The following is a 26420-nucleotide window of genomic DNA, read 5'->3' on the forward strand; positions in this document are numbered from 1 at the left end:
CACTTCCTAAGTGATTGTCTGCACATCGTTTTTTCGGGAGACAGCAGCCCGCAGCTGCGAGACTGTCGCGAAGAAAATGTTGGAAATCCGCCATTTTACCCTCGAAATCGCGAGACTCCGGAGCACTTCGATGCCTGATGACGACTTCAAGCCGAAGCTGGGCCGAAGCCGGAGCAAAGACGGCAAGCGCACCGCGAAATATGGCGGCCGCATCCTCGCCGCTGCGCGGCTTGCCGGCACCAAAACCGGCGGGAAGGCGCTGCGTTTCGACGGCAGCCGGATCGGTCGCGGCGCGAGCGTCGGGCGGCTGCTTTCCAGCCGCGATCGCTTTACGGGCATGCGCGCGCGGCGGGCGGTGGTGAAAGCCAGCCTGATCCGCATGCAGGGCAAGGCGGGCCAGGTCGCCCGCGCGCACATGCGCTACATCCAGCGCGACGGGGTCACACGCGAGGGATTGCCAGGAGAGCTTTACGGTCCCGACACCGACCGCGCCGATGGCGACGATTTCCTCAAGCGGACGGCTGGCGACCGGCACCAGTTCCGCTTCATCGTCTCGGCCGAGGACGGGGCCGAATATCGCGACCTCAAGCCCTATGTCCGCCGCCTCATGACACAGGTCGAACAGGACCTAGGCACCAAGCTCGATTGGGTCGCGGTTGACCACTTCAACACCGAGCGACCGCACACCCATATCGTCCTGCGCGGGGTGGACGATCGCGGCGACAATCTGATCATCGCGCGCGAATACATCGCCCACGGCCTTCGCGAACGCGCGTCCGAGTTGGTGACGCTCGACCTTGGTCCTCGCACCGATCACGAGATCGAGGCGCGCCTTCGCCACGATGTCGGCCAAGAAAGATTGACCGCGATAGACCGGCGACTGCTTCGCCGCATGGATGCCGACCGCACAGTAGCGGCGACCGACAACGATCCGCTCCAGCAATCGGTCACGGCCGGAAGGCTGCGCAAGCTCCAGGCGATGGACTTGGCCGAGGATGTCGGCGGTGGCCGCTACCGGCTCGCCGACGGCCTGGAGGATACGCTGCGTCGGATGGGCGAGCGCGGCGATGTCATCCGGCTCATGCAGCGCGAACTGACCGTGCGGCGGCTCGACCGTGCAGGCGTCGAGCAAGTGGTGTCCAATGAACTGCGCGAGCCTCTGGTGGGTCGCGTGATCCAGCGGGGATTTTCCGACGAGCATCGCGACCGGCACTATTTGATGGTCGATGGCGTAGATGGCCGCGTCCACTACGTCGATATCGGCCGGGGCGATGCGGTGCCGGCCGTACGGGAAGGTGCGACGGTGCACATCACGCCGTCGCACGTGGAGGCGACGCAGGCCGATCGCACCATAGATGCGGTCGCGCGCGCCAACGGAGGGCATTATTCGATCGACTTGCACCTACGCCACGATCCAAATGCCAGCGAGGCTTTCGCGGCCAGCCATGTCCGCCGCCTGGAAGCAATGCGACGCGCAGGCGCTGGTCCGGATCGCTTGGCGGACGGGGGCTGGACGATCCCCGACGACCATCTCGCCCGGGCGGAAGCTTATGCCGCGCGCCAGCAGAAAGACCGACCCGTAACCTTGTCGGTGATGTCACGCTCCCCGGTTTCCGATCTTGCTATCAAAGATGCGCCGACTTGGCTCGATCGGGAGCTTGCCGAAGGCGGACATGGCGCCATCCGCGATGTTGGTTACGGGCGTGAGGTTCGGACGGCTCTGGCGGCGCGGCGGCAGTGGCTGATTGAGCAGCAACTGGGCGACGGAGAGCGTTCGGCTTTCAGGTATCGCGACGGTGCAATCGACAGCCTTCGCCAGCGCGAATTGCACGAGGCTGGCGAGAGGATCGGCACCGAGCTTGGCAAGCGGTTCGAAACTGCCCGAACAGGCGACCGGATCGAGGGCCGAATCGCGCGTAGGGTCGATCTTGAAAGCGGGAGCTTCGCGGTCGTCGAACGGTCGCGGGATTTTACTTTGGTGCCGTGGCGCGACGTGCTCGAACGCAACATTGGCAAGACGGCGTCCGGGATCATGCGCGCGGACGGCATCAGTTGGCGGTTCGGTCGCGCGCGATCGGGGCCGACGATCTCGTGAGGCAATCACAGTGCCCTCGGCCAATGAAATCGTCACAGTCTTATATCGGGCATGCCGATTGAAAGTCCGCATTCCCATATTGCTGAGCGTAACTCCCCCACGGCCTCGTTTCGACGGCGGTATGGCGGTGCCCGTCCTGGAGCGCGCAACGGCTGCGCCGATCTTCTTCCCCGGCCTGTTCAGGCCTCCTCGCGCGACAAGAAGTTCGGCTGTCGCCGTCCTCCGCTGTGCTTCGGCCTAACGGTGCGCGCCGTCCGAGCCACCGCCCTTGACCGCCTGTCGAGGCCGCATGGGGCGGTTTCGCATAAGCAAAAATGGAGGCTCACATGAATAAAATCGGCACTTTCCTCAAAAGCGGCGACGGATCGTTCATCGGCGAGATAATCACCCTTTCGGTCCAGACCAACAATGTCCGGATCGTTCCCGAGGCGACACATACTGTCGAAAATTCGCCAACCCACCGGATTATGGTCGGTCGTGCCGAAATCGGTGCCGGTTGGGCAAAGACCTCCGGTGATGGGCGTGCTTATCTTAGCCTTACGCTCGACGATCCTAGCTTCATTGCGCCTATCTACGCGAACCTGGTCGAGGATCCGGACGGCAAAGCCCATACCCTGATTTGGTCGCGCTGAATGGCCGATCGCCGGGGCCGCCCGTCCTATCGGGCGGCCCCCCTTTTCCAACTCCAAGGATCACCCGGTTTTCCCATGGCGGTGATTTCTAACCATCAGCGGGTCTGTGACCACAGAGCGTTAGAATGAGGCTGCACAAGAAGGGGCATTGCGCTATATAAGTCGGAACAGAAAGAGATCGGATCACGTGCATGGCCATCGCCGCAAATTTGGACTTCAAGAACGAGAGCGATCTGGTTTTCTCCGACATCTCCAGCGAGGCGTGGCGCGAGTATCAGTTTGAATCAGGCGCGACCGTCAAGATCGAGAACCCCGTCAAGCTCAATGTCAGCGACAGCGGCGGTCACCGGATCTTCGACGGTCAGGGCCTGTCCCACTATATACCCAAGGGCTGGATTCATCTCGTCTGGGAGTCCAAACCCGGCCAGCCCAATTTCGTGCGCTGATCCATAGCGCGCGAAACCGGGCGCAAGGGCTTAAGGGGGCGCCCGTGATCGTCTTCATCTCTTCATCAGCGCGGCCGCGCTACGCCGACGACATTATTCGCATGCTGGCGCTGCCCAAGGGCGGCCAGATGCAGTTCCGCTACAGCGCCAACTGGCTTGCCGATGACGTGTGCTCACGTGTGCCAGGCATGCAACTCGCCGACGACTATGGCCTGGTCTGCTTCGTCGCACCCGATACCGCAACGACACCCTATGAACTGATCCCGGTGCGGTTCGTCCGGGTCATCCGCGCTGAGCGCGTGGGTACCTCCTATATTCTGACCCTAGCCGCGGATGCCTATGCCGCCGGCGTCACCGACACTGCACTGCGCGCGGCAATTGCTCCCGAGGAGCGCGCACGACTGCCCAGCGCCGCCAAGGCGGCGGACGAACTCTATTGTCTGGATGCGGCCTTCAACGCCCGGTCCCACGAGCGGTGGGACTATCAGGCGTTCGAGGCGACCGCGGAGCAACTGAGCAAACAGCCGACGTTCGCGACCGAGGAAACCGCGTTCTTCGCGGTTCGGCAGATCAGCAAGGTCGATGGCTGGAGTTGGTTCGGCACTTTCGCCAGTCCGTCCGCAATCGACCGCGGCGCATTCAAGCTCAGGACCGGCAATCGCTATGAATGCGAGGTCTATTGCTTGCGGCTCTTCGAGAAGGACAAGGACGCGGCCGGCGTTCGGCCGCCCTTGAAGGAACTGGCGCTGGTTGTCGAAGGCAACGACGATTCCATCCAGTTCGCCTCGACCAAGCGCAGCGTCATCGATTCGCGCTATGATATCAAACGGTATGTGTTTGCCGTCGAACTGGAAGCGATGCGCCGGGTGAGCGGCATTCGTCTGTTCCTGTCGGCAGCCGGCGATGCCGACGAGATCGCACGGCAGGACGTGCCGTTGCAAATTGTGTTCGGCGGATCGATCGTGATCGCGATTCTCAAGATGCTCTTTATCGGCGTGGCTACCGCCGGGCCGGGCATGACCGCCGCCGGGCTTGCCGGCAAGCTTACGCCGGGCGTTGCGGTCGCGATGATCGCTATCGGTATGCTCGCCGGCGTCGCAGCGATTTTTCCGGCGTTCCGCAAGCCATAAAGTCGGTCGCGCGAAGTTTTTTCGCACGCCCCACGCACATCAGGCAGTCTGCCTGGTCTAAGTGGGGATGTCACCGGCGGCCAAGTGCCGCGATCAAAGGAGGACACGATGACAGTAGATATCAATGCCGACGATCGGCTCCTGACCGAGGTCGAACGTCAAGAAAAGTATCTGGCCAAGCTGCCCGACGATTTTCCGTTCCCGCTGTTTAACGCCGCCCAGGCGCTAGAATCCCAGCGGCGCAGCGGCTATCGCAACACTGCGGCGGCTGCCCGCGAGATTGTCGATAACGCGATCGAGGCGAAGGCGACCCGCATCGACATCTGCTTCGAGCGCCCCAAGCAGTTGAAGGCGCATCAGCGCTCCGAATCCATCCACGCCATGGCATTCATCGACAATGGCTCTGGCATGCTGCCCAAGATGGCCCGCTACGCCCTTTCCTGGGGGTCGGGCACCCACTTCGAGGACCCGGCCTTCATCGGCAAGTTCGGCTTCGGCCTGCCCAACGCGTCGATCAACCAGACCAAGCTGGTCGAGGTGTACACCAAGACCGCCGATGCGCCGGCGATCACCAAGGCGACGCTCGACGTCCGCCGCGTTCGTGAGCACGGCCTCCACACCATCGAAGCGCCGGTCGAAGCCGCGCTGCCCGACTTCGTGCAGAGCTATCTCGACAAGGCGGGCCTAGCCTTCGATCACGGCACCGTCGTCGTCTGGATAGAGCCCGATCGGTTGAGCTATCGTACCCCGGCGCTGATGAAGGAGCATCTGCTCGACGATTTCGGCGTCACCTACCGCTACCTGCTCGATAAAGTCGAACTCCATGTCGACAAGACCAAGATCGCCGCGGTCGATCCGCTCTTCCTGACCCCGCACGCCCGTTACTATCTCGACGAGAGTAAGGGCGGCTCGAAGATGAGCGCGGACTACAACATTGCGGTCAAATATGCCCGCGATCCCGAAACCGGCACGCCCGCGCTGACCAAGGTCGCCGACCTTGCCGAACTGGACCGCAGCGACCCCAACCTCGAAGCCGCCGGCGCGATCTATGTCCGCGTCGCACGCTTTCCCTATGGTTTCGCCGAAGCCGCGGCCAAGGGACAGAAGGCGTCGAGCGATGCCAATCGCCGTTTCGAAATCCGCAAGTCGCGGCGCGGCATGTCGTTCGTTCGGGCCGGCCGTGAAATCGAGACCGTGGATGTCTTCCCCAAGTCGGTGAAGGATCAGTCCAAGGGGCTCGGCGACTGGCCGCTGCTCCAGTCCTACGCCTATCACTGGGGTGTGGAGGTCCGCTTCGATCCCGATCTTGACGAGGTGTTCGGGATCACTAACGACAAGCAGACCGTTCGGCCGATCGAAGACCTGTGGCGGCTCTTTGCCGGCGAGGATATCGACGATCAGCTTGGCCGCGAACAGTCGCACCAGCGCAAGATGCGCAAGGACGAGCGCGCTAAGCAGGACATCGCCAAGGCCGAAAAGAGCGCCGAGCCGACCGCCGCCGAAACCGCGGCGGCGGCTGCGGATGCCATGGCTGGACAGAAGCCGCGCGTTGCTGAGCGCCTGAAGGCCAAGGTCCGCGAGAAACTGGAGGAGAAGGTCGCCGAGCGGTCCAAGGTCGATGACAGTTCGATCGAGGCGGCCCGCAAGGCGCTGGAGGATGAGGCGAAGCGGCGGCCCTATATCGTAGATTTCTACGACGAACCGCGCGGGCCATTCTATAAGCCCGAATGGTTGCTCGGCTCGCAGGTCGGCGTGCTGATCAACCGTCAGCATCCCTTCTTCCAGACTCTCTACGGCCCGTTGCTCGATCTGCCCCATGGCGGCCAGGCCAAGCAGGCGCTCGATATCCTCTTGATCGCGCTGGCACGTGCCGAACTGGCGGTCGAACATGAAGAGACCGCCAATTGGTATGTGACCCAGCGCGAACGCGCCTGGAGCAGCTTCCTGACCGACGCCTATACCTCGCTTCAGCAGAAGATGGCGCCGATCGACGAGGAGACCGCAGATCCGGCCGAGCCCGAAGGCGATGCCGATCAGCCGGAATTGGAAGCGGCGGAATGAAGTGAGGCGCGGGGGCGATCAGCCCCCGCGCCGCCATCTGGCCAACCGCCCAGGTAATTGGTAGGATGGTGCGTCGAATGTTAAGCATATCCAGCTCGAGACCAGTGTAGGCGCGGCCATGAGCCGTCATGTCCCCCGGACGCTGCAACGGCCTTCAAGCTGATTTTGAAGGCAACTGCAGCGAACAGGAGGACTCCGTCATGCGCGGTGTCATGCTCAATGATCTTATCGAAGCGGCGCTCATGCAGCGTCCCTATCACCAGCAGCGCCTTGGCCTTCAGGCCAAGCGCTATTGCCGGGCCATCACCAGCCGGTTCTGTGCCGATTTTCCAGAGGATCGCCATGAGGAGGTCTTGGGCCAGGCCTTTGCCGAATTGATGGCGGTCGGCCCTGCCGCGCTGGATGCCCGCTCGGGGCTCTCGTTGTTCCGCCGGGCGATCTTCGCGTCGATCCGTATCGTCCGCGCCTACTATGCAGCGCCAGGCAAGCGCACGCGGCGGCCGGGCATGACCATGCCTCAGCCCCGGATCGCCGCGGAGGATATTGGCCGGTTCGCCGATGTCGAGGCGATCGAGCGCGCGACCGTCAGCCATCCCAAGGGCGCCTATCTGGACTTCGACGCTTTCGAAAGCACGGCAGCCGCTGACGCGATCAAGCAGTGCGAGGATCGGGTCGACGCCGAATTGGCCTTGCGCCGGGCGCCGCCTGGCGTAGCGGTGGCGCTTCGGTTAATCCACCTAGACGATGAGCCGGTAGCGAAAGCGGCAGCGGCGGTCGGCATGAGCCGGTTCGATCTCTACCGGCATACCCAGGCATTCGCCGCAAACTGGGCGAAAGCAGCCTGAGCCATGAACATGTCTCGATCCATGCGGGGGGCGGGTATCAGTTCGGTACTCTCCGCCCAGCGCGCCTATGCCGAAGCACGCCGCGAGCGCTCGAAATATGGCCTGATGGTGCCGGAAGCTTTTGTCCGGGGCATTCGCGATCTCGGCTATCGCAGCAATGGCGACGCCATCGCCGAACTCATCGATAACGCCCTCCAGGCCTTCGCCGACCGGGTCGATATCGTGTTCGGCTATGATGGCACCACCTCCAGCAAGAAGCCCGTGCAATTGGCCGTGATCGACAATGGTCACGGCATGGAGCCGGACATGATCCGCATGGCGGTGATGTGGGGCGGCACCCATCGCGAGGATGATCGCACCGGTCTCGGCCGCTATGGCTATGGTCTGCCCTGCGCATCGGTCAGCCTTGGCCGCCGGTTCGCCGTCTATTCGGCGGTCGCAGACGGCGACATGCATGCGGTCTCGCTTGACCTCGATGCGTTGGCCGCTGGCGAATATACCGATCGGACCGGCGAGATCGTCGTGCCCGAGGCCGAGCGGATCGAACTTCCGACGTTTGTCGCTGATCACATCGCGATCGCGCACCCGTCAGGCTGGCATGCCGGCACGGTCATCCTGATCGACAAGCTCGACCGGCTCGAATGGGCGACGACCCAGGGCCTGCGCGAAAATCTGCGCCGGCAGTTCGGAGTGACCTATCACAAGTTGCGCGGCGAGGCCGCGCTGTTCGTTGACAACGAATATGTCGACCCGATCGACCCGCTGTTCCTGACACCGGAGTTCCATCTCCACGATCTCGACAATGATCGCGCTCATGCGCTCAATCCGATCCGAGTCGAAGTGCGCGATCCCGAAACCGCCACCTATCGCGGGGCGATGACGCTGAGATATGCTTGGTTGCCGCCCAGCTTCGGCTCGGTGGACAAGGAACGTGACGCGGTTGGCCTCAACGCCAATCCGCGCTTCGCGATCTTGAAGGACTATCACGGCATTGTGTTCAGCCGGAACGGCCGCCTGATCGACGTGCAGACCCGCACGCCCTGGACGACCTTCATCAACAACGACCGTTATATCAAGGTCGAGATCGAATTCTCCGCCACGCTCGACGAAGCTTTTGGCGTCACCACCTCGAAGCAACAGGTGACCGTCTCTCCCTTCATCTGGGATCTTCTGCGTGAGGCAGGCCTACCCAAAGCAATCGAGCAACTGCGCGCAAAGGTGAAGGACGCGAAGCTGGCCCGGCGGCTGGCTGCTTTCAGCCCCAAGCCTGGCGAACGACTTCTGTCGGAGCGCGCGATGGGTGGCATTGCCCGCCTCGGGGGCTTTGATCGCGAGCATCAATACGATTTCGGGCTCCGGGTCTCGCCCTATCGCCTCCAGTTCGAGACTGAGCCCGGCCAGCCCTTCTTCCGGGTCGATCGGCAATCGGGCGCGCGCACCCTCCACATTAACACCGCACATCGCTTCTACGAGGATCTGTATCAGGCGCCGTCGACCACAGCGGAGTTCCGATCGGCCCTCGAAATCATGCTGTTCTGTTATGGCGACGTGCTGCTCGATGCTGGCGACGGTGCCCAGGGCGCGCTGTTCGGACAGGTCAAACTCTGGTCGCGGCGGCTCGAACAGGCGCTCGGAATGATGGCCTCACACCTGATCGCGAGCGACGACGAAGATGTGGGTCCACTGCAATGGCACGACTAAACGAGGTGGCTAAATCGCTGCCATTATGCAATAAGAGACGGGGCCGCGCGAGCGGCTCAACTAAATTCTGGAGGCGGGGTGGCCGCGAACGACGAACTCTTTGGTCCCGGCCGAATACGTGCTTTTTCGCCATTTCTTGCGCCTGAGGAACGTCATGAGCTGAACAAGGCGATCGACTATGTCGGTCCGCCGGTTCCCAGCTACGCCGACGCGATGCGCGCCCTCGCGCGCAGCTACGTCGATGACGGCGACAGCTTGAAACTGCGTGCGCTGCTGCTCCTGATCGCCGATCTCTCCGAACAGGGCTGGCAGGTCACGACAAAGGGCGGCGCGATCACCTTTCAGCCGCCTGGGCTGGCCGCCAAGGGCGAGGAATCAATCGACGACATCAAGGCGCGCGTGCGCGATGCCTTGCAGTCAGCGCGCCGCCGTCAACTCGCCGAACCATCGGTCCGCGCTTTCCTCGACCGGACCGAACGCCGCCGCGCCCGCAAGGATCATGGCAATACCTCGATCCTGGACCTGATCGATGACGGCGCAGACCTCGCTAAAGCGCTGGCCGCGGTTAACGAACTGCCGGAAGATCAACGCGAAGCAGCCCTCGCTAAGGTCGTCGATCCCGTCGTCGAGGTCTGCGATGCCAGCGCGCGCTGCGCCGACACCGGGTTGCCGCTGAACGATATCTGGCGGTATTTCCGTCATACTTGGGCACATGAATACCGCTCGATCCCCGGGCGGCAGATGCTGGTGCTGATCCGCAATGCGGCGCGCCCAAACCGCCCAATCATGGGCATCGCCATGCTGGCAAGCCCGGTCATGCGCCTGACTGCGCGCGACCAATGGATCGGCTGGCTGCGTGAATCCGCTCAGCAGCGCATCGCCACCGGCGAATGGGATGCCGTCGAATTCGCCGAAGCACTGATGGCGCGCGTCGATGCCTCGATTGCCGAGGTCCGCTGGGATGATCTGGCGTCAGCCACCGAGATAAAGACGCCGAGCGAAGCGGTCGCCATGCGCCTCGAACAGCGCGCAGCCGGCGCCAAGTTCGCCCGCGAGGCCGAACTCAAAGCCCATTTTGAGGCGCAACGTGAAGAGGGCGATGAGGTGCGGCCGCATCGCGGCATGCTCAAATCGGCGACGCCCGATGCGAACTGGATCGCGGCCTCGGAAGACCTGCTGTTCGTCGGCAAGCGCGCCGAAAGCCTGTCGAAGCTGCTTTTTGCCAAGCAGATCTTTCGCGCGACGCGCTTGAAGCGCTGGCCGGCGCAGGCGCTCGATCGGCTCTTCCAGACCCGTGACGGGAAGCGCGCGCTCGACATCGTCTTAGCCGAGTTCCGCAAGGCCGGTCTTTCCAGCGAAGTCGCCGACGTCAGCATCTGCGGCGCCGTGCATCCGTATAACGAACTGCTCGCAGGCAAATTGGTGGCATTGCTGCTGGCGTCACAGGACGTCCGCAATGCCTATGCCCGGCGCTATGGCGGTCAGATTAGCGTGATCACCTCGCAGATGGCCGGGCGCCCCATCATACGGTCGGCCGATCTGCGATTGGTCACCACCACCAGTCTCTATGGTGTGGGGTCGAGCCAGTATAACCGGCTCGTTTTGCGCCAGAAGGATCATCCGGGCCTGCCGGCTGATCTGCGCTGGAGTGCGATCGGCAAGAGCCTGACTGGCGGCTTTGGGACGATCCATCTCGGCAATGAGACAGCCCAGGCGCTGCGCAGCATGGCCTTTGCTCGGCACGACTCGCGCCGGGTCAACAATCGGTTCGGCGAGGGCACCAGCCCGCGCCTGCGCCAGATTCGCGAGGGTTTGGATGCGCTTGGCTTGAAAAGCGACGCGATCCTGCATCACGCTACACCTCGCATCTTCTACGGATGCGAATTAGTACCGGTCGCACGATCGTCACTGCTTGGACTGAGTAGCGCCACCGCTGAAGCAGCCTCCAGCGTCGATGTCGCAGTTGCGTGGCGTCAGCGCTGGTTGGCCGCGCGCGTGATGCGGCCCGAAACCCTCGAAGCTTTACGGCGCCTAGGGCCAACAAGCATTCGGGCTAGTCTCCACGCCGATGTCCATGGTCAGTTTTCGCTGCCCATCGATTCGGGGTGAGCGCTGTGAGCGACCATTGGCTGATATTTTACAGCAAAAAGCCTTAGCCTTGCCCTAAACGCGGCTGTAACTTGCCGGTGAAGTTTATATCCAGATCATCCTGGAATTTCAGCCACTTAATTGTCCATTTGCGTCCACTTTTTCGCCGGGTGGCACCGTCATTCGGTTCCTAATCACCCACTTCTGATCCTCGGGTATATTGAGCAACTTCGCCGTCTCGAACATGCGACGTCAAACAGACGAGAACCGCGCACATCAATTTCGACCACTTTGGTGAATGAGCAAAGTTTTCGTTTCCGCACATCATTATTCGAGGCATCATATTGGGAATGGGGCAGTGGCGTTGTTCTGGCGCCGATGGGGGAGGCAATCGAGAGCGACGCCGAGATCGAGCGACTACACGCGATGTTTGCCGCGCACTTTGCCGAGGTGCGCGCGGCGCGCAGTGATGCGCCGTTATATTTGCTTGAGCATGGATTCGAAGGCGCAGACTTGGCGCATGTGATGGGTGCGGTTCGGTCCGCGCTCGGTCGGCACCGCGTCGAAAGTGGATGGTGGGCCAGTCACCCTTTGCCGCTGCTCATCGCCGCAACCGAGATCGGCTACGTGTATCGCGGCACCGGTACCGATTTCTGGCCGATCTTCGCCGAACGTCTTGTCGATGTGTCGCTGGGCGACCGCGCGGCACTTTCGACCCTGTTCCACCGCTGGGCTGCGAAAATCGGTCTCGCACAACCGCCGGACAGCCCATGGAACCAGGCCTTCTGCCACATCGCCTGGCCAGTCCTCCATGCAATTCTGCCGATCGAACTGCATCAGCCCCTTGCGCGCGCACTGCGTGATGTCCGCGCGCATCTTGATTTGAGCGGGAGCGACGCAGCGCTGCTGGCGCCCGTGCGCAACCGAGCTCAACTTGCTGGCGGCGTGCGATTGATCGGCTGGCTGGAAGATCAGTACACTGCGGCGGCGGTCATCCGCCAATTCCTGCAGCCGTCAGGCGAACATGGCATCTCGGCCTCAGCACTCACGCGCATCGCCGCCGACCTTGCCCGTGACGAAACTGCCAACACGGCCCTCCGCGAAGCACGCAAACGACAAAAGGCGCTCGAAGCTCAACCCAAGGCGCGGTCTCGCCGTCGGGTCGAAATTGGCCCACGCTTCGCGCCGCTGGTCTTGCGCAGGGTCGAACAGCAACTGACCCTGGCGCTCAAGATCCCGCAGATGGAGCAATCGACGCGGGAATCTGCCCGCAGCGCGCTAGATGCCTTGCGCTGGCGTGCGTATCTGTGGGGCGAAGGCCGCCCCGTCCCAGGCAGGAATATCTTCAGCGACTTTGCTCTGCCGCTTCAAATCGACGCGCTCCCGGCGACCGACGCGCCGCTGTTTCCAGACATCGCCTCGCTTCCGCTCACGCAAGAGGCAAAGGACTTTCTGGGCAGCCTGCGCGTGGCGACAACCGCGCCTTTACTGTTTTCCGACTTCAGCGACGATGGCGATGCATTGCAGCGTAGTTCGGCCAGCATCGCTGACAGCGGCAATTGCATCATTCTCGTCGGAGCCGAGCAGGTTGCGGCACCCCAAGCAGAAGCGCTTGGCCGCGTCGCGGGCTTGCGGGCCTATCGTCTCGAGGTCGCCGATACGGCTAATCATGCGTGGCTCGCCAGTCTTGGCTTTGCCGCCCGTCAGACCAGCCGACTCGCCTGGATTGGTGATGCCGAAATCGAACAGCATCGCCCGATACGCCGATATCGCACCGGGAGCTTTGTCGCGTTCGAACTGAGCAGCGCGGGTGGATCGTGCATGGCAAAGCTCTTGGCACCTGATGGAACGCAAAGCTCGGTTGCTGGCACCAACCGTCTGCTCGCCGGCTTCGTTGTTACAGTGCCGGGTTTGTATCGTCTTCACTACGGTGCCGGCGAAGAACAGGCGTTCGACGTCGTCGAGGGTGAAGACGACACTCGCCTGCTGAGCGTCGATATCGACGCCGGCAGCGGTTCGACCGGTGATCTGGCCGACCGGCAGGTTACGCTGCGCTTCGATAGTGCTGCGATGGTGCAAGAAGCTGAACTCGAACTCGCTCTTCGTTGCGATGGCCGCTTGGTCAGCCAAGTTCGGGACATTCTCCCCGACACGCCCTGCCGTCTCGATGGCGATCACTCGATATGGGAGCGGCTTCTTGATCGCGACGCGGTGGAGCAATTGCTCAATGCCCGTCGGGCCGAAATCTGCGTGACTGTTACCGGGCTGATTACGGCGTCATTCGCATTCGAGCAGGTGACCGCCCCATTTGGTTGGGTCAGGCAAAGCGACGGTCGGCTTACTGCGAGCGACGAAAGTGGAGAATTGACGGTGTTCGCGGCCCATCCGCAACATCCTCTTGCACTCGCCGAGACCGGTGGGACACTGGCGGGCGACGACATCCTGCTGCTGCGAGCCGGTCATGGCCGCGCGCTGCAGGCAGGAGGGTTCTGCACGGGTCCTCGGATCTGGCGCACCGGCGACACGCAATCCGCGCGAAAGCCCGATCGGTTGCTGCGCCAATTCGAGGGCGCTCGCGAGAGCGCTGTAGACGGGCGCGGGGTCGTCGATGCCCTGATCGGCTGGGCCGCGGCTGGTGTCGATCATCCGGTCACGCAATATCGCCGCGGGCAGGTCGTGCGGCAGCTCGAAGGCTGGATGGTCGAGCAATTGTGTGGGGATGCCTGGGCCGCGCAGGAAACCGCCCTAGCAGAGCGTCGTGGCACCAGCTTTGTCGGCGCATTCCTGACGGCCTGCGCGCGTCTCGGGATTGGCTATTGCGATGTCGGCCTGTCACGCGGGCAACGCGCGCTGCTCGACCGGATATTGATCCGCCTGATTGAAGCGCGCTCGCTGCCAATCAGGCTCGAGATCAGTCGGGAGCCTATCGATGAAGACCTTGGGCTCGCGCTCGATGACCTGTTCAACGATGGCTATGCCGCACTCTGCGAAGAGATCGAGTCCGTAGGTGACACATGTTCGTTCAGCCCGGACGACGATATTGATGTAGGCGAGGTCAGCGAGAACTGGGATCGCGCCCTGCGCGCCGCAGCCAGTGAAGCCGCCCTGATCGATCTGGTCGACCTGCTTCGGCCGCTCGAAGCTGGCGACACCCTCAGCCTAGCCGATTTCGAGACGATGCTGCCTGATGACGTTGTCGATCTACTCGCCGACTGGATCGGCAAGAACCGGCCCACCCATCACGCTCGCGCATGGAACCGCGATCTGGTCGAAGCCGCCTATTGGTTGTTCGCCAAACCTGCGGTCGCTGCGCGCCTGTCGTGGAAAGCGGCGACCGAGCGTCTGCTCGCCGACAGCTTCTCGGCACGCGCCATCCGCTATGCTGCGCTCAGGGCTGGGGCTGGAAGGCCGCCCGAATGAGCGATCCGTATATCGATCTCTGCCTTGGCGTGCAGGCTGTTCGACGCAGGGTCGAGCGCGAAATCGCAGGGCTTGGCGGGGCCACGGGTGTCGCCGCAGCGCCGTATCCGCATCAACTCGCGAACGTGCAGCGCATCCTCTCCGACAGCCAGATCCGCCACCTGATCGCCGATGAGGTTGGTCTCGGGAAGACTGTCCAGACATTGATGATCCTCAATGCGTTGCGCCTGCAAAATCCGCGACACCGCGCACTCATCCTCGTGCCCGAGAATATCGCACCCCAATGGCTGATTGAATGCCAGACCCGGGGTCATTTCACGCCGCTCGACCGCGCACCCGAGGAAGAGGAAAGCGGCGCTCACGTCCGGCTGGCCTATTATGAGCAGCTGGGCTCGATCACCGAGATCGACCCCAATATTTACGACCTGCTCATTGTCGATGAGATGCAGCGCCTGCAGGCGAATGCCCGTCAGCGCATCGCGGATGTCGCCGGCGACTTCCGGCAATTGCTGCTGCTGTCCGCTACCCCGAAACTGGAGGATGTCGACGCATTCCGACAGTTGCTGACCATCCTCGAGCCTGAGCGTATGGCACTGGCGGCAAGGGAATCAGATTCGCCAGAAGCCATGCTGCGCGACCGCGAAGCCAAAGCCGCCCAACTGGTGGGCACCGGTGCGACCGACGCCTGGGAGGCACTTGGATTGGCGCGGCCGCCCGAGCGCGCACAAGGCGCAACGGTGGCGGCGACACATAGCGTTTTGCGCCGGGTCACCCATACCAATCGCCGCGATTATCCCGATCTCCTGCCGCAGCGCGTGCTCCACCGTATCGCGATCGAGCCGACCTCGGACGAGGTCGCGCGCCAGGATCAGGTCTGGCAGTTCATCGGCCATGCCGGGCGCACCGCTGCCTCGACCGACCTTGCGCGCCTCGGTCAGGTCGCGCTGCGCTCGCCGGGGGCATTGCGTGAGCGCATCAACATCCTTCGCGGACGCGACCAGCGTGATCCCCAAGGCTTTCTGGCCGCTGCGACCAAGCATCTCGAAGCCGCCAATGGCGACAGCCGCGTCGAAGCGCTGATCGACCTCCTGGTGGAGATCTGGAACGACGATCCTGAAGAGGCGGTGCTGGTCGTCGCGGAGGACAATCCCACCGTCGACTATCTTGAGCGCATGATACCGCAGTTTCTGCCCACCATTGGCCCTCGCTGTAAGCGGCGAGCACTATCCCTCGCCGTCAACCGCAACCGCGACGCGGCTGCAACGTCGGACCTGATCGACCTGTTCGACGAATATGATGATGGCATTGGTGGCTTTGTCGATGGGGACGATCAACTGCTGATCGCTGCAGATGTGGCGCAGGTCGGCCTCAATCTGCAGCACGCTCGAAAGCTCATTTTCTTCAGCATGCCGTGGTCACCGGTTGCGGTCGAGCAATGGATCGGCCGCCTCGACCGTCTCGGCAGCGCGGCGTTGGCTGATCAGCCAGGCGAGCGCACGATCGACATCTACGCCATATACCAGCGCGGGCAGGTCGATGAGCGGGTGGTTTCCGTTCTCGATGATTTCTCGATCTTCAAACGCAGCATTCGGCTCGATGGCGATGAGATCAATGTCGTCAGCCAGCACATCGTTGATGCCGCACTGACGCCGCATACGATCAACTGGCAGGCACTGTCCCAAGAGGCGCGCACGATCGCCAACGACAATAGCGACGCACTCGCGACTCCGCTTTCGAGCGCCTTGCCCTGGACCACCGAAAAGGCACGCGCGCTGGCCGAGCAGTTCGACCGGACGGGCGCGATCGGTCCGATGCTTGAACGGTCCACCGCCCGCCGAGCGATCGTGCGGATCGAGACGGGTCTACGCGGCTGGATGCGTCTGATAGGCCGCGCTGACGAAATTCGACTGTGGAAGGCCAAAGACTCAGACGAGCCGGCGCGCAGCTTCCGACTGCTGCACTATTTCCGCTCGCGCTATGCCACCGGCCCGATTGAACCACGCTTTCCCCTGCCTGGTCTCGATCCGCGCGATGGTCAGCGCTATGCCTATCTCGATAGTCGGCAAACGCTGGAGTCCCCACCGGTGCCGACCGTGGCGCTTGACGAGAACCCGGCGACCCCGCTCAATTTTCTCGATCATGGTGACCCGGTCCATGAAGCGCTCGTCGCTGAATGGGCGAAAATCGGGAAAGCAGCCCCGACTTGCATGAAAGTGAAGCTCCCGCCGGATCATCGACTGGCTAATGATGCCGGTCGCGGAAATTATCTGGTTGCTATCCTGAACTGGGTGCCTGGCGAGCGGCATTTCGCCGAGCTTGATCGCAGCCATATCGTTCAACTGCTACAGGAGGGGCGGACCAGACAGGAGCAGAAGCCGTTCTGGGACGCAATTCAGGACATGGAAGAGGCGCTGCGTGCCGATCGGCGCTGGCTCAGCAGCTTGTTCACCGCCCGAATGGATGTGCTGGCCGCGCGGCTGGAACGCGGTGCCTGGACTCTGCTCGAACCAGATCAGGCCGACGCCCTGTTCATCCCATGGGATATCGGAGCGCGCGGCGAGAAGATTGTCCTTGGGAGCGGCCAGCGCGTGCCGCTGGCGCCCGAGATCAAGGCTGCTCGCCCTGCTGGCGCCGAGATGCTGCTTCAGGAATTTGCCCGGCGTCATCAGCGCTCGGTAGGCGAGTGCCCTGACCTGCGGCAGCGGATTGCAAGTCGGCGCTATCTCGTCGCAGCGGAAGCTGAGAATATAATCGCGGCACGGCAGGCGCTGCTCGACGATGCGACAGCGCAGGGCATGGAGACGAGCGAACAGGGTTTCGCGCGCAGCCGTTTTCGAGCCATTCGCAACGCCCGCGACATGGCGATCCATGCACGGGATGTGCGTCTCGACAGGCTTGATGGATTGCTCGAAGCGCTCGGCGAACCGCGCTACGAAGAATATAAGTTCATGGTGATGACGCTCGAATAGGCGTCAAAGTTCGCCGTCGCGCCATTGGCCAAAGGCGGTGTGCGCGTCGTCGGTCAACTGCCAGGTCCAAGCCCATTTGCCGGGCACGCCCAACAGCCGCAATCCACGCAGGAACTGCGCTGGAACGGGATGCTCGAATGAAATGGTGCCGGAAGCCCAGGTCGAGCGCTCGGGTGCGCCATTGGCTGCGCCGCGTGCGAGCAGCGCCCAGTTCCACTCATCCCAGTCGAACAGATCGAGCGACGTGACTTCGGCTCCCGCCACGCGGACAAGGATGGGATGCCATTCACTGGGGTTACGGCCGGGCCGCACCGCGCACCACGTCCCGTCCGGGGCTGTTGCCTTCCAGCGCCCGGAGAGTTGCGGCTGGTTGTGACGTCCGAAACGGCCATCATGAGAACCGGGGGGATCGACCACCGCGCGGATGAGCGCAGCGTCAAGCGGCTGACCATCATGGCGCACGGCAGAACTGAGTATCGACCAGAACTCGGCAAGCGTGCCATCGCCCGTGCCGCTGGTGCGGCGCGCAAGGTGGCGTCGATATCCGGGCGCGCCCATATATGCGGCAAAATCGATCGGGTCTGCCGCCTCGTCGGTCGCTGCAACCCTTCGAACAAACCCCTGCGTCGAGGCGATCGGCTGCGAGTCTGTGTCCTGCTGACCCAGAACTGCGAAGTCGCCGTCGGCGATACGAATCCATTGCGGCCGCGACAGAACGAGACTTGCCTTGCCGCTCAGCCGCACCGGCGTGACATCGCCAACCTCGATCAAGGCGTCGATTACCTCGGCCACGCGCGACCGAACCACTTCCTCGTCAAAGCCGGCTGCTATAAGCTGGCGATGCAGATACGCGGTCACGCGCGCCCGCGCGGGCGATCGCCATGAATGGACGCAAGCGCGCGCGGCCTGCGCAACCGAACCGATTGCCGGCGCTCCGGCAGCATCAGCCGCGAATCCCAGACGGTCGCGCAGGGTCTTGGGCGTCAGCGCTTCAAGCATCGGCGCGACTGACTGCCTCGGCGTGTTCAAGCAACCCGCGAATCCGCTCGTCATGCGTGATGAGGATCAACACATGGCGCGCTCGGCTGCACGCCACATATAGGTCTGCCGAGGTGAAGCTGGGACTGAGCGCGGCAAGGTCATAGGCGATCACGACATCGGCCTCGAGCCCCTTGAATGATCGCGCGGTCGAGCAGAGCACGCCCTTGCCGTTTCGCCAGTCCGCCGCGGATGTTACAATCCGCACACCGGCGACATCATTCAGTCCTTTCAGGCTTCCACGGTCTTTCGCGGCGGGTCCGATCAGCACGATCTGCTTCGGCGACAGTTTTTCCGTTTCGAGCAGGCGCCTAAGCTCGCTCGCGACCAGTCCCGCTTGCTGGGATGGTGCAGCGGCGCGCAGCATACGGACATCGACCCCGGTTGGAGCGCCCGCCGGCGAAATCGTCTCTAGCGGCACGACCTGGGCACTCATGCGAGCGATGCGCTTGGTGTTGCGGCAATTGACGTTGAGCACGAACCGCGCCGGAAAAGCGAAAGGCGGCGGGGTCGACTGATCGCGCAGGCTCTGGGCAAGATCCATGAAGACGAAGATCAGCCCTTTGTCGCTATTCTCGATAAGCGGGAACAGCGCGTACCACCAGAGCTCGGCGAAATCCTGCGCTTCATCCACGACGAGGGCGCCGTAGCGCGGCTCCTCCATCCCGAAGAGGCTGGCACTGGCCGCCTCCAGAATGGATGCGGCCTCCTCGTCCCAAAATTGACGCTGCTCTGCCGGGGCCGATGGAATCTCGAACGGCAGCCCTGCTTCACTTGCGAGATTGGCGGCTAGGGCGTGAAAATGATAGACTTCGATCAGCTTCGCGGTCTCCGCCCGATCGGGGTCGGCAGCAAGCTGCTCTCGAATCCACTGCGCGAGTTCTTTGTTGTAGCAGACGAACAGGCAGCGGATGCCCTGCCGCGCAAACGCTAGTGCGCGCTCGGCCGCTAACAAGGTCTTGCCCGACCCTGCCACGCCTTCGATGAGCAATTGCGGATTGGCGAACAGGCCGCGAAAGGCGAGCGACTGGTTGTCGGTCAATTCGAGAAGCTTCTCGCGGCCCGCCGCGATCTGAGGCGAGAGTGGCCGCATGATCTGAAAGCGCGGCAGCAGCACGTCGAGCATCTCGATGAACTCGGCACGCTGGAGCTTGCCGACCTTCTGGGGGAATGCGTTGAACGCCTTCTCGATCATCCGCTCGAGTTCGGGCATCCGATCGACGTCGATCAGCACTTGATCGGCAACATCGAGCGGCAGCGTGCCGCTCGCCCGGCCATGGGGGAATACGACTGCATAGCCATAGACATAGCGGTTCGATTTTAGCCTGCCGCCGGTACGTTCCTCGACGGCATTGGTCAGCGCGTGCATGTTGCGGCGCGCCTGATCGAACGGATTGGTGATCGGCTTGTCGCGCTTGGGCAGTCTGCGGAACCATTGCTGGCCCCGTGCGAACATCTCTTCGCCGCCCTTCACTTCGAGAACAAGCAGCCCGTAATCCGGGTGGAAAATGACGAAGTCGGCTTCGCCCTCACGCAGCGGAGCATCAGCAGCGTCCCGATCGGGCCGCAACCACGGAAGTGAGTGCACGACCCGGTAGCTGTCGGGCAATTGATCGCGAAGCGCGATATATACGTCACGTTCGGAGCCGTGGATGATCTGGTCGGGCGCGACATCGGGATGCATGATCGCCATGGCTCAGGCTCCCAACGCTTTATGAAACGCGCCGAGCAGTTCGACCGCATCAACATTGACCTGTTCGGCCCGCGCTGTCGGTCGGAGCGAGCCGTATCGCACCCGGTAACGCTCCATCCCGCTTTCCTTCATGCTTTCTCCGACGATACCGAACGTGACTTCGCTGCCGGAGGCCTGAAAGGATTTCCCGTCGATCCGGCGAAGGAGCATTGGCGCTTTGCCCGGAGCGCTCGCGCGGGTGAACATATGCCAGGTGTGGCGGATGAATGGTCGCGCCTCGCCGAGCTTCGTATTCTCCATCGTCTCGACATCGAGTTGGACGATGAAGCTTCCCTCTGGCGCGTCTGGAATATCGGCGAACTCATTGGTCGCCGGCAAATCGGCGCCCGAACCGGCCAGGTCCGCGAGCGACCGGTAAACCGGAATGCCGGTGGCGGCCAATTCGAACGGCGGCGCTGCACCGATGGCGCTTGCCGACGCGTCTAGCGCCTGCAGAATTGCCGCAGGCAGCGCGCGATCGACCAATAGCTGATCAAGATATCGATCGGTTGGTTGCTGCCCTCGCTTGTAAGCACGCTGTGATCCCGGCTTGTCCCGCATAAGGGGGTGGCTGATGACGAGCGTGCGACCACCGAAATCGGGCAAGCGCAGTTCCCCGTCGCTTGGGCGCTCGACCGTCTCACCCTTGTCGATCAGGTCGGTCGCGAGCAGGTCGAGCAAGCGCTTTTCGACTACGTCCGGCACCCATGGGCGCTCGCCGTACAGGATGTGCCGCAAGAAGGTCGCGCCGAGGTAGCGATCAAGATCGGCATGATCCCAGCGGTTTTTGTGCGAGCGCAGGCACTCGTAGCAGGACGACGAGCATTTGCAGCCCTCCAGCAGTTCCAGTGCGCCCTTGAGCAAAGCCTCGGGCGCGCGCGCAGCTGCGCGCACGAATCCGGCACCACCGGGGGCCGTATCATAGAGGAAAACCTCAACTTCGCTTCCACGGGCGCCGCCCTCGTTAAGCGCCGCGCGGTGACCACCTCCGATGTCGGCTGCATCGACATCGAGCAAGGCAGCAGCGGCAATGCTCAGCGCCTCCGCGATCGTCGTGAGCACGATGCGAGCGGCGGTCGATCCGGCGGGCACATGCAGTTCGGGCGAGAGCTTGAACGAGAACAGAGCAATGTCGGTAAGGAATTCGTGGCCGAGCACGAGCGCCCGTCCGCGACCGTCACAGAATTCCGGCTGCTTGCCATGGTCGGGATAAGGTCGTGGGTGCGGCTTGCTGCTCGCGAGCTTTCCTTCCTTCCAACCGGTCGGCTCGGTCCGTCCGCATGCCGGACAATAGAGAAAGCCGGTCTCGGGACTTCCCGCCTTGCGAACGCCGAGGTTGGTGACCATCAGCGTTTGCTTTGATGCCCAGGCGGCAAACCCGCTTCCATCGGCGCGTTCGAGCCTACCCAGTTCATGCTGCTGGTCGAATTGCGGGGCGCTCAGCTTCGCGCGCGTCGGGCGGGTCGGCAGCGGGGTTTCATCGCCTGCAAGTTCAAATGCCTCGTCGTGCGGATGCGCAAAGCCCACCGGCACGATCCAGCGCTCCGCCGGCCCCATGCCAGCCTTCTTCTTACACGCGGGGCAATCCTCGGTGTCGCCGCGCCGATGATTGTCATCGACATCCTCAAGCTTGGCATAGCCGCATTTGCCGCACTCGAAGTACAGGCGCTGGGCGCGGTAGGCATTGATGCGATCCTTATGGAATCCGGAATAGATTGCCATGGAGCGGAACTTGCGACCGTCGACCCAGACTTCGCGTCCGGGCGCATATTGGCTGAGCGCCTGCGTCAGGCCTGCCTGGGGAGAATAGGCGATCTCAGCACGATAGGGCGTGCTCGACGGGTCGAACACCGTGAAGGAGACGACGTCGGTCGGGAAGGCATAGCGAGGCAGGACCGCTTTGGTGAACAGGCGATCGAGCAAATTCTGCGGCTTGAGTGGCGCTTCGGGGTTTATCTCGCCACTCTCGTGGGCCCCTTCGGCGAGTGTATCTTCGGCGGGCGTGTCGAACATATCGGCGTCGCCGCCAAATTCTTCAATTCCAAAGTCGAACGCCGGTCCCTCCTCAGCGACAATCACCGGATCGGTTGCAGTCAACTCCACTTCGCCCGTTCCAGCGCCGACCGCCTCAAGTGCAGCAAGTAGTTTTCCGGGCATTGCTGCGAAGAAGTTGCTGGCATCGCCTTCGACAGCGGCGCTCGGGATGACATCACGCAACGCAGCGTCGATCGCGCCGGCATTGGTGATCAGCCAGGCCTTCAGACCCGCGTAAGTGAAGCCATCGACATTAGGATCGCGAAAATCCGTCAGCTTGCCCAGCGACTCAAAGATGTTTGAAGCCTGAGCATCTCCATCGATCGGGGGCGTCTCGATCCTCTCCTGCTGGAAAAGCGATAGGATCAACGCAAAGGCGTGCCGCTGGACGATCTCGCGATTGTCCAAATTGAGGACCGGATCGGGCACCGGGCCGCCGACCATCGCCTGGGGGTCGGCGAAGAAGCGCTGGTCGTGGCTGTCTGAACCGGCGAAAGTTAGGACTGTCGATAGCGATGATCCACGACGCCCAGCGCGACCCGCGCGCTGCTGATAATTCGCGCGGCCCGGTGGCACATTCCGCAGTGCGACCGCGGTCAGACTGCCGATATCAATGCCAACTTCCATCGTCGTGGTGCAACTGAGCACGTCAACAGCACCTGCGCGCTCGCCGCGCGGTCCCGGGACGTCGAGGTCCTGAAAGCGCAGTTCATACCATTCGGCGCGCGAGAATGCCTGATCCTGGCCCGCATCATTGAGCTGAGCGGTGTGCTCCTCCGCGACGAAGGGATAGGGCACATAGCCTTGATCGCCTTCGGCTTCGAGCCGCTCCACCAGCTTTCGGTATAGATATTTGCGCGTGCGGAAGACTGTATCTTGTCGCGGATCAAGGGCTTCGGTTTCCTTACCGCATTTGACGCAGGTTTTGCCCATCAACGTGTTGGCAGGCTGGGCTAGCGTGCAATGCCCGCACCGCCGCCAGTCTACCTCGGCTTCCGGGCGCAACCGGACCTTGGCGGCGTTGACGAAGAAGCCTTGAGCGTTGTGGTTTTGCGCGAACGTGGTGGTGAGAAAATCGATCCAACTGGCGTCCGGCTTAGCGTTTGCGCCGAACTGGGCGCGATGCCATTTACCGGTAAGCAGTTTCTCGAGGACTGAGGTGTGACGCCCGCTGCTACGCTTAAGTGACGGGCCTTCCTTTGAATCGATCCATTCGCTGGGTGTGCCCTCCACCAGAACCGAACCCGCCGATAACGACAGGCTGAGCCACAGATCGAGCAAGGCGCGACGCTTCTCGTCGTCGGTTCCGGTCCCGGCTGGCGGCACCGACAGTGCGTTGAGGCGCTTGATCTGATTGTCGGTAAGCACGGCCTCGGGCGCCGCTAGTGCCAGCGGCTGCAAGCCAGTATGGCGATTGGCGAGTACACGAGCGAGCGGTGCTCGGACGGATTTCACATGCGTCTTGTTCAACGTGTCCGCGAGATCACGGAATTCATTATAGTCACCGTCGTCCCTGATAAAGCCGTGCAGTTTGCGTAGATCACGCGCGAACTCTTCATGTTCGGTGCCCGGTAGGCGAAAATTCACGTCGAACTTTGCGCAGGCGTAAAGAATTGCGGGATAGGCGTATCCTAGCGGGACTGGCACCTTGAACCGCTCTTCAAGCATTCTGAATCCGGCGAGCAGTAGTGGGCGTATGCTGTCCTGCAAGGAGAAATTCTTAAGCTTTCCGGAAAGCCGCGAGGCTGCCTGCCGACCATCGGAGAAGATCAGCGACTTGCGCCCCTTAAGCGGTGATGTCGCCTCGACCCGCGCTGGCTGATCGAGCAATTGGACACTGATTAGTTCTTGGAAGGGCTCATCGCCCTTGGTCTGATGGTCCATGATCTGTGAACCATTTGCCTCGCAGTGCGGGCATTTCTCGAAATGACCCGGCTCGATGTCCTTAGAAGGACGCGGCAGCCAGATTTCCCTCGCTTCAGGCGATTTTGAACCCACCCGACCGGTTAGTGGATCGAGGTAGCTCGTGGTGCAATATTTGTCGGCGTCGAAGCCGGGATCTTCCAGCAGGATCTGAACCGGACGAACCACGCCATCCACATCATCGATGTCGCCGATATCTTCTGCCCAGAGAAAGTCCGGCTGGCTGGGATTAAGCGCGAAGGCATTGAAATAGGAGACGCCACAGTCGCGGCATGTATGCACTTCGAACACCCGTGATCGGCACCCACACTCTCGAGTTGATTGCGAGTAGAGCATTCCCGTTGGCGCCGGCGTCAAGCCGGGCGGGACAAGAGCGCAATTCTCGTCGGCACAGCCCCATAGGCCTGGAAGTCCTCTGAAAAGCGCATGGACGCGAGCAGCGAGCAGTGGCTGCCCATCCGGTTCAGCCTTCGCATAGGAAGCGAGTTCAAGCAGCGCATCGGTCGCGGCTACCCGAACGCCCGGCTCGATGTCCCCTTCGAACAGCAGCGCACCGATGGCGTCCAGGGCGATCGGCGCCTTTGGCTCCAGCGTCATCGCGTCGCTATTGGTCATTGCACCGCCCGTCAGATTGACAAGACGGCCGATCACCGGCAGCGACTCGAGCGCGGCATAGATAGCACGCTGCAACCCATCGCGAACTACGAGCGCCTGCCCATCGGCGATCGTGATGTCAGGCAGTTTAGCGGCCCGACCGACACTGACGCCATCGGGGCCGTTCACCTCGGTCAAAGCGAGATAAGCCTTGCTGGTCTCGACGGAGCCATGTGGCTTAACCGTCAGAGTCTCGCTCACCGGCTTCAGCGCCGCATCGACACCGGAGATCGTAACCTCGACCGTTTTCGCGATCGCTGACGCCACGACAAATCGCTGCGAGGTCAGCGCGCCGCCGCGGAATGTAAGCAATGGCGTCAACGCGTCGATCCGCTGAGAAGAGTCGACGTCTTTCAACTGTTCGGTGCGGCAGGCAGCGAGCGCCTTGGCAAGCGGCAGGTCGCCCGATGCTGACGGGAGGCGCGCGTGCTTTTTCCCGCGCAAAACTTCGATCATGTCGACTTCACGCCCGACAAGTCCGCCGATGAAACGCTGCGCTGCCTCGCCGTCCGAAAACGACGCGCTAGTCGCGATGACCTGCATCCTGTCCGGCGTGAGGCCGAGACGATTGCGCAGCCGACGGATCAGCAGCGCGACTTCTGTCCCGCTGGCGCCACGATAGAGATGGGCTTCGTCGAGGACGAACAGCAGCCGCTCGTCGGGATTCGCCTCGAAGAACGCCCGCGTCCGTTCGAAAATCGATCGCTCGATCGGCCGCAGGAGCATATATTCGAGCATCGAATAGTTGGTGATGAGCAGGTCGGGCGGCTGATCCTGCACCTCGTGGCGGAGCAGCAGTTCGGGATCTTCGCGCCGCTCGATCGCTCTCTGAAACTTCTGGTCGGGTCCAAGCCAGCGCTTCCCGCTGCCGAGCCATTTGGTCATGCCGTTTTCGCCGTCGATATCACTCGGCTTGGCGGGCCATCGGCCAAGCGATCGCAACTGGTCGATCTGAGCTGCGACGCCTTCATCGGTTTGCGCGGATCGTTCGAGGTCGCGGTAAAAATTCAGGCTCTTCAAGCGGCGCTTGTTTCGATCCTCGGTGCGCTGTCCGGGATAAAGTGACCGTCCGGTGTAGCGCGCAAACTTGGCAGGGCGACCCGCATGCTCGGTGAACCAATCGCACACCGACGGAGCGCCAAGCAGTCGGCGCAGGCGGCCCAACTGGTCGTTCACCAGCGCATTCATCGGATACAGGATGATCGATCGAACGGCGCGCTGCTCGAACTGCTGAGGGCGGGTCGCGGCCTCATCGGCGAGTTTCATCAGGATCGGCAGGAGAAAGGTTTCGGTCTTGCCCGAGCCTGTGCCGGTGGTGGCCAGCAAGCAGCGGCCAATGGGGTCGGCGATAATTTCCAGCGCGTCCGCCTGGTGAGGATATGGCGGATCGAACACCAGCCGTCCTCCGGACTTCGTGCCGATGTAAGTAAGAAAGTCACGTGCCTCTTGAGGTATGGCGAGATCTGCGAACTTCTTGTCCCCCTGGTAAATGGGCGTACTCTCGATATAGGCGCGCTGCGAAATGGTGCCCGACTGATCGAGTATCGATCTGCGCAAATCGACCAGGCTTGGATTTGAGATATGATAGGTCGCCTCGATATAGGCGCTCAACGCTCGATGAAGATTTCCTAGTTCGCTGAACATCCCGCCCC

Annotated in this window: 13 protein-coding genes; 10 read left to right on the forward strand and 3 right to left on the reverse strand. The window is 62.4% G+C overall.

What is annotated here, in order from left to right:
- Positions 1 to 76: 76 nt before the first annotated feature.
- The 10 genes from rlxS to ACZ1H8_RS12440 all read left to right on the forward strand — a co-directional run bounded on the left by rlxS (position 77) and on the right by ACZ1H8_RS12440 (position 17387).
- The gene (gene rlxS, locus ACZ1H8_RS12395; protein ID WP_465177494.1) at positions 77 to 2095 is read left to right on the forward strand and encodes a relaxase/mobilization nuclease RlxS; all 2019 of its coding nucleotides are present in this window, start codon (positions 77 to 79) and stop codon (positions 2093 to 2095) included.
- Between the two features lie 326 nt (positions 2096 to 2421).
- Positions 2422 to 2727, forward strand: coding sequence for a DUF736 domain-containing protein (locus tag ACZ1H8_RS12400; RefSeq protein ID WP_465177495.1), 306 nt, complete (start codon positions 2422 to 2424; stop codon positions 2725 to 2727).
- A gap of 191 nt (positions 2728 to 2918) precedes the next feature.
- Positions 2919 to 3173 (forward strand): hypothetical protein, encoded by a 255-nt coding sequence (locus ACZ1H8_RS12405; protein ID WP_465177496.1) that lies wholly within the window; start codon positions 2919 to 2921, stop codon positions 3171 to 3173.
- A gap of 44 nt (positions 3174 to 3217) precedes the next feature.
- The gene (locus ACZ1H8_RS12410; protein ID WP_465177497.1) at positions 3218 to 4303 is read left to right on the forward strand and encodes a hypothetical protein; all 1086 of its coding nucleotides are present in this window, start codon (positions 3218 to 3220) and stop codon (positions 4301 to 4303) included.
- Positions 4304 to 4411: 108 nt separating this feature from the next.
- Positions 4412 to 6364, forward strand: a complete 1953-nt coding sequence (locus ACZ1H8_RS12415) for an ATP-binding protein (protein WP_465177498.1) — start codon at positions 4412 to 4414, stop codon at positions 6362 to 6364.
- 128 nt (positions 6365 to 6492) lie between these two features.
- Entirely contained in the window at positions 6493 to 7209 is a 717-nt protein-coding gene (locus tag ACZ1H8_RS12420; RefSeq protein WP_465177499.1) for a hypothetical protein, read from the forward strand.
- Positions 7210 to 7218: 9 nt separating this feature from the next.
- A complete protein-coding gene (locus ACZ1H8_RS12425) occupies positions 7219 to 8910 on the forward strand; it encodes an ATP-binding protein (RefSeq protein WP_465177500.1) in 1692 nt (563 codons plus the stop codon).
- Between the two features lie 78 nt (positions 8911 to 8988).
- A complete protein-coding gene (locus tag ACZ1H8_RS12430) occupies positions 8989 to 11019 on the forward strand; it encodes a Druantia anti-phage system protein DruA (protein ID WP_465177501.1) in 2031 nt (676 codons plus the stop codon).
- Positions 11020 to 11292: 273 nt separating this feature from the next.
- Positions 11293 to 14418, forward strand: coding sequence for a hypothetical protein (locus tag ACZ1H8_RS12435; protein WP_465177502.1), 3126 nt, complete (start codon positions 11293 to 11295; stop codon positions 14416 to 14418).
- Positions 14415 to 17387, forward strand: coding sequence for an SNF2-related protein (locus ACZ1H8_RS12440; RefSeq protein WP_465177503.1), 2973 nt, complete (start codon positions 14415 to 14417; stop codon positions 17385 to 17387). Before ACZ1H8_RS12435 ends, ACZ1H8_RS12440 begins: the two co-directional genes overlap by 4 nt.
- A gap of 3 nt (positions 17388 to 17390) precedes the next feature.
- Here ACZ1H8_RS12440 and ACZ1H8_RS12445 read toward each other — a convergent pair whose 3' ends face one another.
- The 3 genes from ACZ1H8_RS12445 to ACZ1H8_RS12455 are packed head-to-tail and all read right to left on the reverse strand — an operon-like array spanning position 17391 to position 26412.
- The gene (locus ACZ1H8_RS12445; RefSeq protein ID WP_465177504.1) at positions 17391 to 18386 is read right to left on the reverse strand and encodes a hypothetical protein; all 996 of its coding nucleotides are present in this window, start codon (positions 18384 to 18386) and stop codon (positions 17391 to 17393) included.
- The gene (locus ACZ1H8_RS12450; RefSeq protein WP_465177505.1) at positions 18379 to 20118 is read right to left on the reverse strand and encodes an NERD domain-containing protein; all 1740 of its coding nucleotides are present in this window, start codon (positions 20116 to 20118) and stop codon (positions 18379 to 18381) included. The genes ACZ1H8_RS12445 and ACZ1H8_RS12450 overlap by 8 nt, the downstream gene beginning before the upstream one ends.
- A 3-nt stretch (positions 20119 to 20121) precedes the next feature.
- Positions 20122 to 26412: a DEAD/DEAH box helicase gene (locus tag ACZ1H8_RS12455; protein ID WP_465177506.1), complete on the reverse strand. Its 6291-nt coding sequence runs from the start codon at positions 26410 to 26412 to the stop codon at positions 20122 to 20124.
- Between the last annotated feature and the right edge of the window lie 8 nt (positions 26413 to 26420).

It is taken from the genome of Sphingomonas sp. BL-S-25, assembly GCF_055521555.1.

Bases quoted from the DNA above. Each gene is read 5' to 3' on its own strand.
- rlxS (WP_465177494.1), top strand. From the start codon at position 77: ATGTTGGAAATCCGCCATTTTACCCTCGAAATCGCGAGACTCCGGAGC.
- ACZ1H8_RS12400 (WP_465177495.1), top strand. From the start codon at position 2,422: ATGAATAAAATCGGCACTTTCCTCAAAAGCGGCGACGGATCGTTCATC.
- ACZ1H8_RS12405 (WP_465177496.1), top strand. From the start codon at position 2,919: ATGGCCATCGCCGCAAATTTGGACTTCAAGAACGAGAGCGATCTGGTT.
- ACZ1H8_RS12415 (WP_465177498.1), top strand. From the start codon at position 4,412: ATGACAGTAGATATCAATGCCGACGATCGGCTCCTGACCGAGGTCGAA.
- ACZ1H8_RS12420 (WP_465177499.1), top strand. From the start codon at position 6,493: ATGTCCCCCGGACGCTGCAACGGCCTTCAAGCTGATTTTGAAGGCAAC.
- ACZ1H8_RS12425 (WP_465177500.1), top strand. From the start codon at position 7,219: ATGTCTCGATCCATGCGGGGGGCGGGTATCAGTTCGGTACTCTCCGCC.
- ACZ1H8_RS12440 (WP_465177503.1), top strand. From the start codon at position 14,415: ATGAGCGATCCGTATATCGATCTCTGCCTTGGCGTGCAGGCTGTTCGA.
- ACZ1H8_RS12445 (WP_465177504.1), bottom strand. From the start codon at position 18,386: ATGCTTGAAGCGCTGACGCCCAAGACCCTGCGCGACCGTCTGGGATTC.
- ACZ1H8_RS12450 (WP_465177505.1), bottom strand. From the start codon at position 20,118: ATGGCGATCATGCATCCCGATGTCGCGCCCGACCAGATCATCCACGGC.
- ACZ1H8_RS12455 (WP_465177506.1), bottom strand. From the start codon at position 26,412: ATGTTCAGCGAACTAGGAAATCTTCATCGAGCGTTGAGCGCCTATATC.